This is a genomic window from Qipengyuania xiamenensis, assembly GCF_019711495.1.
GTDB lineage: Bacteria > Pseudomonadota > Alphaproteobacteria > Sphingomonadales > Sphingomonadaceae > Qipengyuania > Qipengyuania xiamenensis.
The window spans coordinates 1,228,841-1,245,888 of record NZ_JAIGNM010000001.1; the positions used below are offsets into that span (position 1 = coordinate 1,228,841).

Annotated in this window: 16 protein-coding genes and 1 tRNA gene; 4 read left to right on the forward strand and 13 right to left on the reverse strand. The window is 63.2% G+C overall.

What is annotated here, in order from left to right; genetic code table 11:
- Positions 1 to 38 precede the first annotated feature (38 nt).
- The 3 genes from K3165_RS06255 to K3165_RS06265 form a co-directional block, all read right to left on the reverse strand.
- Positions 39 to 3,446 carry a TonB-dependent receptor gene (locus K3165_RS06255; protein WP_221547905.1) on the reverse strand — a complete coding sequence of 1,136 codons (3,408 nt, stop codon included), beginning with the start codon at positions 3,444 to 3,446 and terminating at the stop codon, positions 39 to 41.
- 250 nt (positions 3,447 to 3,696) lie between these two features.
- Positions 3,697 to 4,638 (reverse strand): isopenicillin N synthase family dioxygenase, encoded by a 942-nt coding sequence (locus tag K3165_RS06260; protein ID WP_221547906.1) that lies wholly within the window; start codon positions 4,636 to 4,638, stop codon positions 3,697 to 3,699.
- 14 nt (positions 4,639 to 4,652) lie between these two features.
- Positions 4,653 to 5,996, reverse strand: a complete 1,344-nt coding sequence (locus K3165_RS06265; protein WP_221547907.1) for a NupC/NupG family nucleoside CNT transporter — start codon at positions 5,994 to 5,996, stop codon at positions 4,653 to 4,655.
- Positions 5,997 to 6,131: 135 nt separating this feature from the next.
- Here K3165_RS06265 and K3165_RS06270 point away from each other — a divergent pair, with 135 nt between their 5' ends.
- Complete coding sequence (locus K3165_RS06270) at positions 6,132 to 6,824, forward strand: queuosine precursor transporter (protein ID WP_221547908.1); 693 nt, start codon at positions 6,132 to 6,134, stop codon at positions 6,822 to 6,824.
- 7 nt (positions 6,825 to 6,831) lie between these two features.
- On the opposite strand, the gene K3165_RS06275 is transcribed toward K3165_RS06270, so the two are convergent.
- The 3 genes from K3165_RS06275 to K3165_RS06285 are packed head-to-tail and all read right to left on the reverse strand — an operon-like array spanning position 6,832 to position 9,781.
- Positions 6,832 to 7,347 carry a DUF421 domain-containing protein gene (locus K3165_RS06275; RefSeq protein WP_221548350.1) on the reverse strand — a complete coding sequence of 172 codons (516 nt, stop codon included), beginning with the start codon at positions 7,345 to 7,347 and terminating at the stop codon, positions 6,832 to 6,834.
- A 32-nt stretch (positions 7,348 to 7,379) separates the two neighbouring features.
- Positions 7,380 to 8,369: a radical SAM protein gene (locus K3165_RS06280; RefSeq protein WP_221547909.1), complete on the reverse strand. Its 990-nt coding sequence runs from the start codon at positions 8,367 to 8,369 to the stop codon at positions 7,380 to 7,382.
- Positions 8,366 to 9,781: a dihydrolipoyl dehydrogenase family protein gene (locus K3165_RS06285; RefSeq protein ID WP_221547910.1), complete on the reverse strand. Its 1,416-nt coding sequence runs from the start codon at positions 9,779 to 9,781 to the stop codon at positions 8,366 to 8,368. The genes K3165_RS06280 and K3165_RS06285 overlap by 4 nt, the downstream gene beginning before the upstream one ends.
- A 108-nt stretch (positions 9,782 to 9,889) precedes the next feature.
- Between K3165_RS06285 and K3165_RS06290 the strand changes: the two genes are divergently transcribed.
- Complete coding sequence (locus K3165_RS06290; protein ID WP_221547911.1) at positions 9,890 to 10,903, forward strand: SDR family oxidoreductase; 1,014 nt, start codon at positions 9,890 to 9,892, stop codon at positions 10,901 to 10,903.
- A 9-nt stretch (positions 10,904 to 10,912) separates the two neighbouring features.
- Here K3165_RS06290 and K3165_RS06295 read toward each other — a convergent pair whose 3' ends face one another.
- From K3165_RS06295 to K3165_RS06305, 3 genes are all read right to left on the reverse strand, one after another.
- Positions 10,913 to 11,635: a glycosyltransferase gene (locus tag K3165_RS06295; RefSeq protein WP_221547912.1), complete on the reverse strand. Its 723-nt coding sequence runs from the start codon at positions 11,633 to 11,635 to the stop codon at positions 10,913 to 10,915.
- Complete coding sequence (locus K3165_RS06300) at positions 11,632 to 12,207, reverse strand: TIGR04282 family arsenosugar biosynthesis glycosyltransferase (protein WP_221547913.1); 576 nt, start codon at positions 12,205 to 12,207, stop codon at positions 11,632 to 11,634. The genes K3165_RS06295 and K3165_RS06300 overlap by 4 nt, the downstream gene beginning before the upstream one ends.
- Before the next feature lie 55 nt (positions 12,208 to 12,262).
- Positions 12,263 to 12,338: transfer RNA gene (locus tag K3165_RS06305), tRNA-Lys, on the reverse strand.
- Between the two features lie 91 nt (positions 12,339 to 12,429).
- Here K3165_RS06305 and K3165_RS06310 point away from each other — a divergent pair.
- Positions 12,430 to 13,023, forward strand: coding sequence for an LbetaH domain-containing protein (locus tag K3165_RS06310; protein WP_221547914.1), 594 nt, complete (start codon positions 12,430 to 12,432; stop codon positions 13,021 to 13,023).
- On the opposite strand, the gene folK is transcribed toward K3165_RS06310, so the two are convergent.
- On the reverse strand, positions 12,989 to 13,474 hold the full coding sequence (folK, locus tag K3165_RS06315; RefSeq protein ID WP_221547915.1) for a 2-amino-4-hydroxy-6-hydroxymethyldihydropteridine diphosphokinase: 486 nt from the start codon (positions 13,472 to 13,474) through the stop codon (positions 12,989 to 12,991). The two genes, K3165_RS06310 and folK, sit on opposite strands and share 35 nt — an antisense overlap.
- Before the next feature lie 48 nt (positions 13,475 to 13,522).
- Here folK and K3165_RS06320 point away from each other — a divergent pair, with 48 nt between their 5' ends.
- Positions 13,523 to 14,938 carry a M20/M25/M40 family metallo-hydrolase gene (locus K3165_RS06320; RefSeq protein WP_221547916.1) on the forward strand — a complete coding sequence of 472 codons (1,416 nt, stop codon included), beginning with the start codon at positions 13,523 to 13,525 and terminating at the stop codon, positions 14,936 to 14,938.
- On the opposite strand, the gene K3165_RS06325 is transcribed toward K3165_RS06320, so the two are convergent.
- Genes K3165_RS06325 through K3165_RS06335 form a run of 3 tightly spaced genes read right to left on the reverse strand, consistent with a single transcriptional unit; the run spans position 14,935 to position 17,005 of the window.
- The gene (locus K3165_RS06325) at positions 14,935 to 15,357 is read right to left on the reverse strand and encodes a hypothetical protein (protein ID WP_221547917.1); all 423 of its coding nucleotides are present in this window, start codon (positions 15,355 to 15,357) and stop codon (positions 14,935 to 14,937) included. The two genes, K3165_RS06320 and K3165_RS06325, sit on opposite strands and share 4 nt — an antisense overlap.
- Positions 15,358 to 15,361: 4 nt before the next feature.
- Positions 15,362 to 16,225 (reverse strand): N-carbamoylputrescine amidase, encoded by an 864-nt coding sequence (gene aguB / locus K3165_RS06330; RefSeq protein WP_221547918.1) that lies wholly within the window; start codon positions 16,223 to 16,225, stop codon positions 15,362 to 15,364.
- A gap of 12 nt (positions 16,226 to 16,237) precedes the next feature.
- Positions 16,238 to 17,005 carry an SIMPL domain-containing protein gene (locus tag K3165_RS06335; RefSeq protein ID WP_221547919.1) on the reverse strand — a complete coding sequence of 256 codons (768 nt, stop codon included), beginning with the start codon at positions 17,003 to 17,005 and terminating at the stop codon, positions 16,238 to 16,240.
- Positions 17,006 to 17,048: the final 43 nt, after the last annotated feature.

Below are 17,048 nucleotides of genomic sequence, written 5' to 3' on the forward strand. Positions count from 1 at the left end.
CTAGGGGCCGCCCTTTCCTGTTTCGATTGAACGAAGGATCAGAACTCGTAGCGAGCGCCGACCTGGATCTTCCATGCCGAACCCGAGATCGAGATCGACTGGTCATCATCGGGGTTGAAGTTGTCGATGATGTAGCGGCCTTCATCGTCGTAATCCGCGAACGAGGTCGGGATGTCGAAGTTGAAGATCACGCGGTTTGCTTCTGCGTCGATCATGTTCAGGACGTTGTCGAAATCGGCGAAGATTTCGAGACGGTCGTCGACGAGGCCGGTCAGCTTGCCGAAGAACGGCAGTTCCTGGCTGATGCGCATGTCGAGATCGTACGACCACGGGTTACGGCAGGTGTTACGCTCGATGCTTGCGCCCGGCGTGTACTCGCAGCCCGAAGCAGCAACGTAGTCGATCAGTTCCTGGACCGCAGTTGCGTCCGAGAACGGCGACAGGTTCGGATCGTTGATGCCCGACGGGACGTAGAGCAGTGCGTTGTCCGAGCCCGAAGCGCTGTCGTTGAACACGCTGCCACCGTCGAACACGAGGCTGTACGGACGGCCCGAGCGGGCGCGGAAGTACAGGCCGAGCTGGGTCGCGTAGTCACCGAAGAACTCTTCACGGAAGCTGATGGCAGCCGTGAAGTTGTGACGCGTTTCGTAGTTCGAGGTCGAAACGGCCGGGTTCTGGCGATCGAAAGCAGCCGAACGGTCGAACGACGAGGTTGCAGTCGACGAACCGACGTCACGGTTGTTCTCCGAGTCCGTGAAGGCGTAGCCGAAGCGGAGGTTGACGCTACCGCCGTCGGTGATCAGGCCACCGTCGAAGCGCTTCGAAAGCAGCGCCGAGGCGATGTGGCTTTCGTAGCTCGGTCCGTTGGTCAGCTGGATGAAGTCATCCAGGCGCGTACCGAAGCAGTCACCGGTGAGGTTGTCGTATACCGGCGGCGTGCCACCCGTACCAACGAGCGTGGCGTTACAACCAGCATTGTTGATGTCGAGCGCGTCGTAGATCGGACGACCATCGATGGTGTAGCCGTTGTTGCCCTCATCCGGGTTCGGAGCCTGCACCAGGTCGACGAAGTTCAGCGTGTCGTTGAACCGCGAGTAGATGTAGTCGAGGTTCAGGCGCCAGTTGCTGAAGAAGCCGGTGTCGGTGCCGAAGTCGGTCGAGAAACCGAGGTTCGCACGCACCACGGTCGGCACGTCGAAATCGGGATCGGTCGACTGGACGTCACCACCACCGCGAGCGGCGGTGGCCGAACCGGAGTCGGTCACGCACTGCGGGAAGCCGGTGAACTGGCCCTGCGCATCAAGAACGTTGGTCGGCGTCGATGCACAGAACACCGAGGTGCCCAGAGCGGTCGAGAAGCCGTTGTTCGAGAAAGCGTTCGAGAAGTACACGACCGGGTCGCCGCCCGAGAACACGCCGACACCGCCGGTGATGCGCGAGTTCGAGAAGAACCCGTCATTGTCGAGTTCATAGGTGGCGCTGAAGCGCGGCAGCAGGACCGGGTCGAGCTTGCCGAACGAGTTGGCATTGGTGAAGCCAAAGCGGTCGTAGAACGACTGGTTCGCACGCGGTGCATCGCCGTCATAGATCTGCACGCGCAGGCCGGCGGTGATGCTCAGCTGGTCGGTCGCCTGCCATTCATCCTGTGCGTAGAACGAATAGATGTTGCGGTTGAACGTAGCAGCTGCCTCGTTGATGTCGCCGGTCGGCGTGGCGTTGATGTCAGCGCCGTATGCCTGGCCGGTGGCGATTTCGAATGCGTTCGGGAAGAACTCGAAGCCCTGGCTCAGGACACCGTTTTCGAAGTCGTCGAGGTTTTCGAAGTAGAGCGTACCGGTCGCGTTGATGGCGAACAGGTTGTAGACTTCGAGCGAGTTGGCTTCGGCACCGATCTTGAACAGGTGGTCGCCAGCGTCGATGTTGACCTGGAACTTGGCCTGGTCGATCTTCGTGTCGAGCTGGTTGGCCGAACGGAAGATGCCCGGGCCGGTGCTCAGCACGCCGTAGTTGAACTCACCCGGATCGGTTGCATCGGGAACGATGGTGCCGACCGAGAGACGCACGGTCGGGTTGTCCGACTGTGCTTCACCGAAGCCGACCGGACCCTGCTTGTCGCCAACTTCTGCGCGGCTGAGGCGCAGCTCGGTCGAAACCTTGTCGCTCCAGTCCGAGTAGAGGCGGACCGAGTAGTAGTCCGAGATCGTGCCTTCGTCTTCGAACGAGTTCAGGCCGGTGATTTCACCGCCGCCGAAGTCGGGCTCGATGTTCGATTCTTCGAGGCGCTGGTAGGTCGCTTCGAGACGGTGATCGTCGTTGATGTAGGCATCGATACGACCGAAGTAACGGACGCTGGTTTCGTCCAGGGTGCGCGGATAGCCGCCGATGTCCTGGCCGTAGACGTCACGTGCGATCTGCGCGAAGCGATCGAACTGTGCCTGGGTGACACCGAATTCGGGGTTGGCGAAGCCGCCGCCCAGCGGGCCTTCGTCGTTCGCGTCGCCGAGATCGGTTTCTTCGTAACCTGCGTAGAAGAACAGGCGATCCTTGATGATCGGGCCGCCGAGGGTGACACCCCAACGCTCTTCGCTACCCGACGAAAGGGGGACTTCCTCGCCATCCGGACGGATGATCGTGTCGGCCAGCATGCTGTCGTCGTAATAGGTGTAGAAGGCCGAGCCGTGGAATTCGTTCTGGCCCGACTTGGTCACGACGTTCACGAGGCAGCCCGTGAAGTCGGAGTATTCGACGTCGAACGGCGCGAATTCGACCGAGGTCTCGCGGATCACGTCGTAGGGAAGCGGCAGCGAGTTACGCGCTGCGAACGGGGTGCCGTTGAGACCGAACACGTCGGCCTGGACGATACCGTCGACGGTGAAGGTGTTCGAACGGTCGTTACCGCCGAGGCACGAGATACGGTCGACTTCGTCGGAACGCTCGAGGCTGACACGCGGGTCGAGGCGGATGATGTCGCGGACGTCGCGCGAAAGGCTCGGGAATGCTTCGAGGGTCGCTTCGCCGAATGCGGCGCCCGGGCCGACTGCGAGCTGCTGGACGTTCGCACGTGCGCCGGTGACGACGATCACGTTTTCGTCTGCGCTCTGCGTCAGTTCGAAGGTGAAGCTGGTGTTACCCGAAACGGTGATGAACTGCTGTTCGACCGACTGGCCTTCGTAGCCATCGGCCTGTGCGGTAACGGTGTAGGGGCCGCCCGGGACGAGCGAGCCGACGCGGAACGTGCCGTCGGGGCCCGAGGTCAGGACGCTCGACTGACCGGTACGGGTGTCGGTTACGGTGACGGTTGCACCCTGAACAGGAGCACCGGCTTCGTCGACCACGCGGCCTTCGATGCCCGAGGTGATCTGCTGAGCGGCAGCAGGTGCAGCGACCATGGCGGCCGTTGCGCTGAGGCTGACCGCGCTGGCAGCCAGGAGATACTTGAACTTCATCGGAGAAGACCCCTTCGTCTCATCGGATAGAAAAACGTGCACTGGAAATGCGCCGCCCGGCTAGGCTGGCGATGTTTCGGCAAAGCTATCCTTTTGTGACAGAGTCAAGACAACGGACCCACCCCTGTGGAGGGCGAGTCACTTTTTCACAAAAAAATAAAGTATTTCAGACGTTTACCGCTGTTGCAAAAACCACACAGCCGCCGAAAAGATTCGTTTCCCTACGAAACGGACTGCGGCAAAGCGTGGCTCAGGCGAGATTGATCTCGCGCAGGCGCTGCATCAGGTACTCATGACTCGAGATCGGCTCGGGGTGATCGCCCGGGTTTTCCGGGTCGATGCACGAGGGCAGGGTCTCGATCACGTAGTCGGGCCGGAAGTGCAGGAAGAAAGGCATCGAATAGCGTGCGCGATAGGCCGCTTCGCCGCGCGGATTTACCACCCGGTGGGTGGTCGAACGCAGCTTGCCGTTGGTCAGCCTGTCGAGCATGTCGCCGACATTGATAACCAGCGCGCCCTCGGGGACGTCAACGGCTTTCCACTCGCCCTGCTTGGTCAGCAGTTCAAGACCGGCTTCCTCCGCACCGAGCAGCAGCGTGATCGTGTTGATGTCGCCATGGGCCGCGGCGCGGATAGCGCCTTCGGCTTCTTCGCCTTCGAGCGGCGGATAGCGCAGGAGGCGCATGACCGAATTGCCGTCCTCGACCGTGGACGCGAAGAAATTGCGCGGCAGGCCGAGGTGGATTGCGATCGCCTCGAGCACGCGGCCACCGGCTTCCTCGAAAGCGGAATAGAGGCCGGAGAAGGTCGAACGGAACCCCTCGACCTCTTCGGGCCAGACATTGTCCGCCATGTATTCGGCCAGCGGGTGACCTTCGGGCAGTTCGCGCCCGACGTGCCAGAATTCCTTCAGGTCATGGACATTGGCGTCCTTGGCCTTTTCGGTTCCGAAGGGCGTGTAACCGCGAGCGCCGCCGCCACCGGGAATGTGGTAGGCCTTCTTCACATCGTCGGGCAGCGCGAAGAATTCCTTAGACAGCTCTTCCGCGCGGTCGATCAGGTCCTGCGGGATCCCGTGGTCGCGGATCACGGCAAAGCCGTATTCCTGGAAGCTGCGGCCGATCTCGTCGGCAATGTTCTCGAGCGGCTGCGCCAGCGACACAACCGCGATATCGGTGTTCGAATCGGTCATAATGGGTGCGCCCTTTAGTACGGAAGGAAGAGTCCTGCCAGCGCGGCACTCATCAGGTTGGCGAGGCTGCCGGCGGCGAGCGCGCGTATACCGAGCTTCGCGATGACCGGTCTTTGATTTGGCGCAAGGCCGCCGGTGACCGCCATCTGGATCGCAATCGAGCTGAAATTGGCAAAGCCGCACAGTGCGAAAGTCGCGATCGCGCGGCTGCGTTCTGTCAGCATGCCGGCTTCGGCAGAACCGAGGTCGATGAAGGCGACGAATTCGTTGAGCACGATCTTGGTACCGAACAGCCCGCCCGCGAACTGCGCCTGGCTCCAGTCGGAGATGCCGATCATGTACATGACCGGCGCGAAGATATAGCCGAGCAGCATCTGGAAGGTGACGTCGGGATAGCCGAACAGCCCGCCGATCCCGCCAAGAATGCCGTTCGCAAGCGCAACCAGCGCCACGAAGACCATGACCATCGCACCCACTGCAACCGCGAGCTTCACACCGGTCTGCGTACCCTGTGCAGCAGCCTCGATGACGTTGGCCGGCTTGTGGCCTTCCTCGAAAGTCTCGGCGACTTCGACTTCGTGCGCCTTGCCACTCTCGGTAAGTGCTGCCGGACCTTCTGCGCTGATGCGCGCTTCGGGCAGCTTGATCTCCTCGTCCGTGCCCGAAAGCTCTGCCGCGCTGCGGGCGAGTTCGCTTTCGTCGTCGGGCATGATGATCTTGGCCATCAGGATACCGCCGGGCGCGGACATGAAGGCAGCGGCCAGCAGGAACGGCACGGCTTCCGAACCGATGAAGCTGGCATAGGCGGCAAGGATCGTGCCTGCGACACCGGCCATGCCCACCGCCATCAGCGTGAACAGGCGGCTCGGCGTGAGCGAAGCGAGATAGGGGCGCACCACCAGCGGGCTTTCCGACTGGCCGACGAAGATATTGGCCGCGCTGCCCAGCGCCTCGACCTTGCTGATGCCCGTGATCCAGCCGATCGCACCGCCGACCCAGCGCACGAGGCGCTGCATGATGCCCCAGTGATAGAGGATCGACACGATCGCTGCGAAGAATACGATCACCGGCAATGCGGCGATCACGAAGGTGTTGGTGAAGGGGTTCGAACCCATCGGGCCGAACACGGCCTCGATCCCGATCTTAGAATAGTCGAGCAGGGCGATGACACCGTTAGACATGCCCTCGATCAGCTGGACGCCCCAAGGCGTGCGCAGGACCAGCAGCGCCATGATCGCCTGCAATGCGAAGGCCGCGCCCACGACGCGCAGCTTGATGCGCTTCTTGCCCGTCGAAAGAAGGAAGGCGATCGCCAGGATGGCGTGAATACCGAGGATATTGATGACTACTGGCGGCATGCCGACCCCTTTGGCTACGCGACTAGTTGCGGATGAAATCAGCCGCTGTCTTGCGCGGCGGGCCCGCTTAGTCAATTTTCGGGGCCGATTCCAGCTTCGGCTATCACCAGACCATAAGGGGCGCAAAACGCCAGCATGACCGACCAACCGGCCAATGAAACCCGCCTCGCGGCAGCAGCAATGCCTCTCGGGCTCTTCGTATATACGTTGCTGTATGGCGGCATGACCGTGCTTGCAGGCGTGCTCGCCTTCAAGCAGGTCCAGCTCTACCCGACCGATCTCGCTGTCGAGGCCGGCATCTTCGCCTTCCTCCTGCTGGTGGTGATTTCAAGCACGCTTGCGCAGCTCTACGGCGAAAAGCTGGCGAACAGGATCGTGTGGTGGGGCTTTATCCCGCTGCTGATCGCGTCCCTGCTGATGCAGTTGGTCCTCAACTTGCCCGCTTCGACCGAAATGGTCGAGTTCCGCGGCGACGACCTTGCCGCCTTCGAACGCGTGCACGCGACGCTCTGGCGAGTATGGGCCGCAGGGCCCGCTGCCTATATCGTGTCGCTACTGCTCAATGTCTGGATCTTCTCGCGGCTGCGCGGCAATTCGGAAGGCGCCTCGACCTTCTCGCTGATGGTCCGCGGGGCGATTGCATCGGCGCTCAGTCAGGCAATCGATTCGGTGATCTTCATCACGCTCGCTTTCTACGGCCAGTTCGAGATCACCAACCTGCTAATCGGTCAGGTCATCGCCAAGGTCGCGCTCAGCATCGTGCTGGTGCCTTTCCTTATCACCGGCGGCGTCGCGTTTGCTCGCTGGCTGGACCAGCGAAAGACCTGATCAGGCGTCAGGGCCGCTCGATACCGTCGATAATCCGGTCTTCGAGATGGTCCCCGTGCAGGACCGATATGTCGCCCGTCGTTTCGAGCACGACGGCGCGAACCTTGTCGAATTCGAGCACGTTAGCTTCGCGCAGCTTCGCAAGCAGATCGCTCTTGGCGACGCGCGAGGTCTCGAGGCCTTCTTCGATGATCTCGCCGTCGTACATCAGGAAAATGGGACCGTTCTGGATCGCATCTTCGAATGCATCCGACGCCCTGCGCCCCTTGGCGACAAGGTATTGCGTGAAGAACAGCGCTGCGGTGGCAAGCAGGGCTTGCGCAAAACCCTCCCATCCCGTCGCCTGAACCGCCCCGGCCAGAAGCGAGCCCGACGCGACAGTGACGACGAAGTCGAAGTTCGTCATCTTCGACAGCGTGCGCAGGCCGATAATGCGGATCAGCATGGTGACCCAGACGAGCCCGATTGCGGAAAGAACTGCCGCGCGCACAGCGACGTCGAGGAAAGTGTTATCGAAGAACATAGCCACCTAACGGGCTATGGCGTGATAAGCTCCTAGGCCGAGCAGCTTGCTCCGCCGAGTACGCAGAAACGCGCGCAATGCGGATGGTTCAAGGGCACATCGCCGCTCGCTTCAGCCAGGGTTTCGCCGAGGTCGAAACCGTCGTCATAAGGAATGAGCGTACAGGCCACGACACGCGGGGCGGGCTCCCCCTTGCGGTGGACGACCATGCGGCTCGATGCGCACATGATGTCTTGCGGAGACTTGCCGAGGATGCCCCAGCATTCGGTGGTGATCTCGGCGATGTCCTTGTCCTCGTCCATCTCGGGAAAGAGGACCAGTCGCGCCGGGTCATGCGCGTCGATGGCGATAGCTTCGCGCTCGAACAGTGCCGCATAGCAATCACGCGCAGCAACTTCGCCTTCCTCGGGCAGCAGGCGTCCTGCCACTGCGATGGAAAAACCGTTTTGCGACAGCCAGCGAAGTCCGTCGAGGCCCGGTTCCCAGCTGCGCGGACCGCGTTCGCCCTCGTGGACTTCCTTCGTGTGATGATCGAGGCTGACACGCAGCGTGAGCTTGTCACCGAACTGCTCGCGAAGCGCGAGCAATGCCGCTTCGTGACGCCGCATCGGCTTCATCGCATTGGTCAGGACAAGTGCCTCGAACCCGCGTGCGAGGCTGTCTTCCAGCATCACCATCATGTCCGGATTCATGAAAGGCTCGCCGCCGGTGAACCCGATTTCGCGCGTCCCCGCTTGCTCTGCTTCGCCAAGGAAACGCGCTGCATGTTCGGCCGACAGATAGACCAGCGCATCGTTGGTCGGGCTGCTTTCGATATAGCATGTCGCGCACGCAAGATTGCACAGCGTGCCGGTGTTGAGCCACAGCGTATCGAGCTTCGTCAGCGCGACAGAAGCGCGCTGTTCGCCCTTAGCGGTTACCAGCGGATCGCTGAATTTTTCCGCCGGAAGCGCGTCAGCCTCGACCCGAAAGGGCGACGGGCCGGTCGGTGCGTTACGTGCGGCTGTACGCGGTGCATTCACGAGAAGCGTCTCCGCATCGAGGCGAGGAAACCAGCGTATTTCTTCGGGATCGCCCCAAAGACGGTCGGCTCCCACGCAGTGAAGGCGGCGGCCTTGGTGATCTCGCTGCGGGTCGGATAGGCGATGATCGCCGAACCGAGCGCGAAGGTACTGCTCTTGCCCGTGATCGACTGGCTGATCGGCAGCAGCAACTCGCCTGCGTTCTTGCCGACAATGCTCGCGCCGAGGACTTTCTTACCCTTGAGCACCATCTTCATGTGGCCCTTGTCCTTCCCCTCGGCCAGCGAGCGTTCGTTGTCGTGGAATGTCTCTTTGACCACGGTGACCTTATCGCCATACTTCTCGCGGGCTTCCTTCTCGGTCATGCCGATTTGCGCGACCTCGGGGTCGGTATAGGTGCACCAAGGCAGCGCCGACCAGTCGACCTTCGTCGGCACGCCAAGCGTAATTTCGAGCGCCACGTTCGAGCCTTCGTATCCCGAGACATGCGTCAGCCTCGGGCCGGCGCGGCAGTCGCCGATGGCGTAGATGCCTTTGACGGAAGTACGACGACCCTCGTCGACCACGATCCCGCCGCGGCCAATTTCGACACCGATGTCCTCAAGCCCGAAGCCACGACAATTGGGCGCGCGACCGGTCGCGATCAGCAGGTGCGATCCTTCGATCACCTCGCCGGCCGCATGGACCTTGATCGCGCCAACGCTGCCTTCGACCTTGTCGGCCTGCCCTTTCACAAAGCGGACGCCTTCCGCCTCCATCGTTTCGCGCACGACCGCCACGCTGTCGGGATCGTCGCGGCCCATGAGCTTGCCCGGTTCGAGCACGGTGACCTTGCTGCCGAGACGACGGAAACTCTGCGCCATTTCCATCCCGATGACACCGCCGCCCACAATCACGAGATGATCGGGCAGGACATCGAGGTCGAAGATATTCTCGTTAGTGAGGTAGGGCGTCGCGTCGATACCCTCGATCGGCGGGACAGCGGCTTTCGAACCGGTCGCGATCACGATCCGCGGCGCGCGCAGCGTGCGTCCGGCGACCTCGACGCTCTGCGGGCCGGTCACTTTCGCCCAGTCGCGAATGACCTCGCAGCCCATTTCCTCGAACCGCTCTTCGCTGTCATGCGGAGCGATCGCGGCGATGGCATCGTGGATGTGCTTGTGCACCCCGGTCCATTCTACCTTCGGCGGCTGGAGAGTGATGCCGTAGCGCTCGCTCTCGTTCGCTTCGGCAGCGCGCTTGGCCGCAGCAATCAGCGCCTTCGAGGGTACGCAGCCGTCGTTCAGGCACTCGCCGCCCATCTTGCGCGCTTCGATCAGCGCGACGTCCAGCCCGAACAGCGCACAACCGCCAGCTGCCGTGAGTCCGGCAGCGCCGCCACCGATCACAATCACATCATGGGTGAATTTCATCGCTTGCTCCGTAACTGAATATGCGTGAGAGGCGAAAGGGAAGATTGAGAAACCGCCCATATTTCGCCCGAAAGAGACCATCGGTTACATGGCAATGGCCACCCAAGCGTGAGAATCCTCGTCACCGGAACAGCAGGCCTTCTCGGCGGAGAAGTTTGCAAGCGGCTGGTCGCTGGCGGCCACGAGGTGACCGGGCTGGTCCACCGCAATCGCGACATTCGCGCGAATGACGGGCAGCCGGTGGAGATCGCCACTCTGACAGGCGACGTGTCGCACGACCGGTTCGGATGGTCGGAGACCGCATTCGCCGAGGTTGCTTCCGCGCACGACTTGATCGTCCATTGCGCGGCAACCGTCCGCTTCGACCTGGAAGAGGCCGACTACCAAGCGGTCAATGTGGAGGGGACCGGCAACGCGCTCGCACTTGCAGCAGCAGGAGACATGGACTTCCTCCACATCTCGACCGCCTATGTCTGCGGCACGCGCAACGGCGCGATCGCGGAGGACGATCCGCTTCCGGAAAGCGGCTTCGCGAACGGTTACGAGGCGAGCAAGGCAGCGGGCGAGCGCCTGGTGCGGGACAGCGGCCTGAACTGGGCTATCGCGCGCCCCTCGATCGTGGTCGGCGAGCACGAAAGCGGCCGGATCCGCCAGTTCGACACGACCTATGCCGCCTTCAAGCTGATTGCTGAAGGCCGCGTGCGGCACATGCCGGCACGCAAGGGGGCGACACTCGATTTCGTCCCGCTCGATCACGTGGCGGGCGGGATCGTGGCCCTCGCGCAGGCGATGGAGCAAGCACGGGGCGGTACCTTCCACCTTGTCTCGGGCCAGCCGCTGCCGGTCGAGGAATTCACCGGCGCGATCGGCGCCTATGCCCAATTCCACGAGCCTGAACTGGTTGCGCCAGAGCAATTCGACCCGGCGATGCTGCCCGCGCTCGAGCGGCGCCTCTTCAAACGGGTGGCAGGGCTCTATGCGAGCTACTTCCAGCGCGACCCGCATTTCGGCGACGCAAATTTGCGTGCGGTGACGGGTTTGGCCTGCCCCGAAACGGGAGCATCTTACGTGCGCAGGCTCATCGATTATTGCATCGAAGCAGAATTCCTGCCCGAAGCGTAAGCCTGCCGCTCAGCGCACGTCGGGATAGTGCCGCTCCATGCGGCCGCGCAGGCCGAACGCCCAGAGCATGCCGACCTTGAAGTATATCCAGTTTGCCTTGAGCGGACCCCATGCCGCGATCCGGCGATCCGAGGTATAGACCCTCCGGCGCACCATCTTCACGCGGCCCAGTCGCGCGAATTTCACGCACAAGTCGGCTTCTTCCATCACCGCATCTCCGGGTGTGCAGCCTCCGACTTTCAGGAAATCCTCGCGCCGGAAGAACATCGCGTGATCGCCGAACAGGAGGCGGACGCCGCGCACGAACAGGTGCGGCCGCGTCAGCAGCGGGGCGTACCAGGTCTTCGCCCAGTTATGGATCGTGGTGCCCCACCGCGTCTTCTCCGGCCCGCGAATGACGGGGGTAAAGCTCGCCAGCGCTATGCGTTCGTCCGCCAGCGTCTCCTCGATCACCGCGACCATATCGGGAGGCGGGCACGTATCGGCATGCACCACGCAGGCCAGTCTCCCTTCGGCCGCCTCGACCCCCGCGTTGATCTGCCGCGCCCGCCCCTTCTCGCAGGCCATCACGCGCCAGCCTGCCTCGCGCGCAATCGCGCAGGTTTCGTCGCTGCTCCCGCCGTCGACCAGCAGGATCTCGTGCGGCTTGGGATCGAGGCGCTCGAACGCGGCGACAAGCTGCGGCAGCGCCTTGGCCTCGTCGAGCGCGGGGACCAGCAGGGTGACGCTCATTGCAGTTCGGGCCACTGGGCGAGGTCTTCGGCGGTGTCGATATCAGCCAGTTCGGGCAACACCGCCGGGCCATAGCCATGCGCCGCCAGGCGGGCGAGCGTTTCGGGCAGTACTTTCGGCGTGCTCCATTCCATGTCGTCGAACAGGAAGGGCACTGGCTCGGTGAAGCCGATAAGATAGTAGCCGCCGTCATTGGCAGGGCCGAGCACGACACGGCGATCATCCAGCGCGCCTGCAGCTGCCTGCAGCAGCGGCACTGAGATCCCCGGACAATCGCTGCCGATCAGTAAAGCGGGTGCCTCGACCCGCCCCATCTTCTCGCCGAGGTCGCCCCCTCCCTGATCGACCACCTTGGTGTCGGCGCCGAACAGGTCATGGAAAGCCGCGATCTCCCCGCCGGTCACGCGCAACTCGAAGTCCAGCCCGCTCGCGCGCGCAACCTCGACCGTATGAGCCAGCAGGCGGGCATAGATTCGCGCCGCGCCCTCTTCGCCCACGGCCGGTATGAGGCGCGTCTTCACCTTGCCCGGCACGGGCAGGCGAGCGAATATCGAAAGTTTCGGGGAAGCCATCGCAGCGCAGGATAGCGCGCTTGTCGCAAGGCGAAAGAGGCGATGGGAAGAAAGGTGGTGAGCCGTGCTGGGTTCGAACCAGCGACCTACTGATTAAAAGTCAGTTGCTCTACCGACTGAGCTAACGGCCCGACCACGGGCGCTCCCCTAGGCAGGTGAGCGATGGGGGTCAAGCATGCTTTGGCTTGCCATTCGCCCCATCCGCCACTTAGGTCGTTTCGGATGTCTGACAAGGGATCAATTTCGCAGCCGCTCGATGCGAAAGGCGCAGACAGCGCCAGCGGTGGGCCGTCCTTTTCGCTGGCGGACAGGATCGCCCGCGTAGTGTGGCAGGTCGCCTGGCTGGTGCTCGCACGCTGGACCCCTCCGCCGTTCCATGGCTGGCGCGCCATGGTGCTGAGAATGTTCGGGGCGAAGCTGGGAGACGGCTGCCGCGTGCACGCGAGCGTCCGCATTTGGCTACCGGCCAATCTCGAACTGGGCGACAACGTCCTGATCGGTCCGGGAGCAATCCTCTACAATCAGGGCCGTATCGCGATCGACAGCGATGCCGTGGTGTCGCAGCGCGCGCATCTTTGCGCCAGCACGCATGATGTCTCGGACAGCAATTTCCAACTGGTCCTGCGGCCGATCAAGCTGGGGCCGAAGTCCTGGGTAGCGGCAGAGGCCTTCGTCGGCCCGGGCGTGACCATGGGGGAAGGCGCGGTCCTCGCAGCGCGTGGCGCGCTGTTCGACGATGCGGAAAGCTGGTCGATCTATCGCGGCAATCCGGCCGCGAAACTCAAGCCCCGCGTGCTGCGAGCTGACGAAGCGTAAGCCCGGTCGCGGGATCGCGCCAGCGCGGCGCGACTTCTGCCGCAGGAACGAGGACGAAGTCGCGGCCGCGAAATTGCGGATGGGGTATCGTCAGGTTGGGCGCGTTCCACACCCCGCCGCTCCACAGGACGATATCGAGATCGAGGGTACGCGCGCGCCATTCGGCTCCCCGGCGGCGGCGGCCGAAGGCATCCTCTACCGCTTGCAGAAGTGCCAGCATCTCGCCGGGCGCGTGCCTCGAGGCGACCAGCGCGGCGCCATTGGCATAACGCCTTTGCGAAGGGCCGACCGGCAGGCTCGAGCGTATGCGCGAAATGTCACGCAGCACCACGCCCTCGGCATCGAGCGTGTCGAGCGCTGCACGCAGCACTGCCCTAGGGCCGCCGATCCGCGGCACGCGCATGTTCGATCCCAGCGCGATGACATAGCTGTGGCTGCTTGCGCCCGTCATGCCCCGCGCCTAGCCTTGCGCCGCAGCAAAGCAAAGGGAGGATGAGCGATGCGGCTTGCAGGATTATTGGTGGCTGGCGCAGTCGCCTTGTCGGGAGCACCCGCATTCGCACAGGATCGCGAACGGTCGGAGCACGAGCAACGGGTCTACGACATCTACCGCGACATCATCGCCTTCCGCACCGCCAAGGGGCACGGGCAGGTGGACGACATGGTCTCCTACCTCACCGCCCGCCTGTCGGAGGCCGGTTTTGCCGATGAAGACATCATGGTCACAGATTACGACAGCGACGGTGATCCGACCCAAGGGCTGATCGTGCGATACCGCGGTAACGGGTCTTCAGGCGAAAAACCGATCGTGCTGCTCGCGCACATGGACGTCGTCGACGCCCTGCCGGAAGACTGGGTGCGCGATCCTTTCACGCTGACCGAGGACAATGGCTATTTCTACGGTCGCGGGACGATGGACAACAAGTACGGGGTCGCCAATCTGACCGGCACTTTCATCCGCCTCATGGAAGAAGGCTGGACTCCCAATCGCGACCTCTACCTCGTCTTCTCCGGTGACGAGGAGACCGGCATGGTATCCACCCGCGCGCAGGCGAAGTGGGTTGCGGAGAACGTCGATCCGGACTTCGTACTCAATTCCGATGCCGGGGGGATCGGTCTGAGAGACGATTTCGAGCCGCTCGCCCAGCGCGTTCAGGCTGCCGAGAAGACCTTCGTTACCTACGAGCTGACCGTCACCAATCAGGGCGGTCATTCTTCGCGGCCGCGCAAGGACAACGCGATCTACGAACTCGCCGATGCCCTACAAAAGGTGCGCACCTACGAGTTCCCGGTTCGCGCGACGCCGCTCACGCGCAGCTATTTCGCAGCCCTCGGGCAGGCAGTGCCCGGCGAGCTCGGCGCGGCCATGCGGACCTTTGCGGAGAACCCCGAGGATGCGGCAGCGGTTACCACGCTACGGTCGGTGCCCGAATTCCTCGGCACCACGGGTACGACTTGTATCGCGACCATGCTCAGGGCCGGTCATGCCGAGAATGCCCTGCCACAGACCGCAACGGCGACCGTCAATTGCCGCGTCTTTCCCGGAGAGGGCGTCGAGCTGACCGCGCAGCGCCTCGCTGAGGCGATCGGCAATCCGGATGTCGGCATTACAATGCTGGGCGACCCGACCGAGAGCCCCGAAAGCACCCTGCGCGAGGATGTCGGCGCCGCTCTCGAAAAGTCGCTCATGACGCGCTTCGGGCGGCCCCTTCCCATCGTCCCCTACATGGAATCGGGCGGGACCGATGGCATGCATTACCGCACGCTTGGCTACAACACCGTGGCGATCAGCGGCGGTGCCAGCAGGCCGCAGGACGTGTACGCCCACGGGCTGGACGAGCGGATGCGGGTCGATGCCTTCTACGCCGGCCTCGACCACTGGACGATCATCCTGAAAGTGCTTGCCGGCAGCTAGAACAGCTCGTTCGGCACTTCGCGAGCGGCAAACTCGCCCAGAGAGAGCCTACGCTTGAGCTTGAGGAAACCCTTGCCCTCTTCAGTGTAGGGCACGGCGATATTGGCCGAGAAATTCGGTGCCCGCAGCAACACCGCGACCTCGGCATCATCATGCCGGTCGAGCGCGATGGCACAGGCCTTCACCCTTCCCTCCGCCACGCGCGGGCGCAGGATGGCGAAGAGGCGGTCTATCACGGTGCGCCTCCCGTCGATCGTATCGGTATCGAGCACTGCGACATTGTGGATCGCGCCGTTGCCGCGCAGCTCGAAGACCAGCGGGTGGAAATGACCGTCCTTTTCGATCCGCCCCACGGCGGCTTCGAGCGCCGCGGTGAAGAGGTGATCGAGCTGGTCCTGTGTAATCGCGCGACCCTGCACGGTGCTAGATATCCTCGCAGATCCGCCCGTAGAGTTGCGGGCGTCGATCGCGGAAGAAGCCCATGCCCGCACGATGCTTCGCCGCGCGGTCGAGGTCGAGCGTCGCGACAAGAGCCCCGGTGTCCGAAGCGCCATATTCCTCGATCAGGTCGCCCCATTCGTCCGAAATGAAGCTATGCCCGTAGAAGCTCTGCTGGCGGTCGGCCGGACCTTCATGGCCGATACGGTTGGCAGCACAGACAGGCATGCAGTTCGACACCGCATGGCCGATCATCGCACGACGCCACATGCGGCTGGTGTCGAGATCGGCATCATAGGGCTCGGAGCCGATAGCAGTCGGGTAGAACAATACTTCGGCGCCCTTCAGTGCCATCACGCGGGCGCATTCGGGATACCACTGGTCCCAGCAGACGCCGACACCGATGCGTGCACCGAACACGTCCCACACCTTGAACCCGTCATTCCCGGGGCGGAAATAGTATTTTTCCTCATAGCCCGGGCCATCGGGAATGTGGCTCTTGCGGTAGGTGCCCATGATCTCGCCATCGGGTCCGACCATGGCGAGCGTGTTGTAATAATGGTGGCCGTCGCGCTCGAAGAAGCTGGTCGGGATTGCGACGCCCAGCTTCTTCGCAAGCTCCTGCATCGCCCTGACGCTAGGGTCATCCGCCAGCGGCCTGGCGCGGGCGAAAAGTTCTTCCTCCTCCTCGCGGCAGAAGTAGTCGCCGGCGAAAAGCTCGGGCGGCAGGATCACCTGCGCACCCTTGCTCGCGGCCTCTTCGACCAGCGCGGACACGGCAGCGATATTGTCGGCCTCGTCCGGTCGGGCGAGCGGCAATTGCAGGACGGAAACGGTCAGTTCTCTCATGGGAGAGATGCGTTATTTCTCCCGAAGCGCGAAGTCTACCTGGATATAGACGTAGGAGCGCGTGGTACCGACCATCATGCCGGGCGATCCGCTCTCGGGACGCGGGCTGATCGCCAGCGGCGGAGGCGGGGGCGCGACAGGGGCGGTCCGCTGGACCATGGCCTCGTTCATCACCTCGGCACCGCGCAGCCAGGTGTTCCCCTGCTGCCCGCCAGCATCGCGAATATAGAGCACGCGGCTGATCTCCATGCCGGCGGCTTCGGCATAGGCCTCGGCACGGGTGCGCGCCGCCTTGTAGGCATCCGCATAGGCAAGGTTCGCCACCGCTTCGGGATCGCTCATCGTCAGGCTCGGCCCGCCGAGGACGTTGGCGCCGGCTTCGGTCACGGCGGTCACTGCAGCGCCTGCTGCATCGGGATCGTCCATTTTCACCTGGAAGACATTGCTGGCTTGGTACTGGCCCTTGCGGTCTCCCCATTCCACCCGGCGAACGGAGACATTCTGCGTCTGGATGTCCTCTTCGGCCACGCCCATTTCGCGCAGGGCCGCAACGATCTCGGCCAGCTTTTCCGCATTGGCTTCGCTGGCGGCCGTGGCGCTGCGCGAGAAAGTTTCGACACCCGCATTGAACTGCGCACGGTCGGGGCGGCTCTCGGCCTGACCGCTGGCGCTGACCGAGAGCAGCGTTTCGCCATGATCGACGCCGCGCGCCTCGTCCGCGCGGTCGCTGCAGGCGGCGAGCACGAGCGGGGCGGCCGCGGCAAGAATTAGTTTTTGCATAAGAAAATCCCTCCGATGTAACACTATTACATCGGAGGGATTG